This window comes from Pseudomonas sp. Larv2_ips (assembly GCF_963879675.1).
Taxonomy (GTDB): Bacteria; Pseudomonadota; Gammaproteobacteria; order Pseudomonadales; family Pseudomonadaceae; genus Aquipseudomonas.
The window spans coordinates 1-259 of sequence record NZ_CAWOAW010000007.1 but is presented as its reverse complement, the minus strand read 5'-3'; the positions used below and the strand labels follow the sequence as shown (position 1 = coordinate 259).

The following is a 259-nucleotide window of genomic DNA, read 5'->3' as shown; positions in this document are numbered from 1 at the left end:
TGGCGTCCCCTAGGGGACTCGAACCCCTGTTACCGCCGTGAAAGGGCGGTGTCCTAGGCCACTAGACGAAGGGGACACGCTACTGAAACACATGGTGTGTATTTCAGTGCCCAGAGGCCTCATCCGAAGACTTGGTCCTGGTTTCACTCAATGCCGCCCGAGGGCAACACTGCTTAAAAATTGGAGCGGGAAACGAGACTCGAACTCGCGACCCCGACCTTGGCAAGGTCGTGCTCTACCAACTGAGCTATTCCCGCAT

Annotated in this window: 2 tRNA genes; both read right to left on the bottom strand. The window is 57.1% G+C overall.

Features of this window, described 5'->3' with window-relative positions:
* Window positions 1–76 (bottom strand) — tRNA-Glu (locus AACV02_RS03780).
* A gap of 105 nt (window positions 77–181) precedes the next feature.
* Window positions 182–257 (bottom strand) — tRNA-Gly (locus tag AACV02_RS03775).
* Window positions 258–259: the final 2 nt, after the last annotated feature.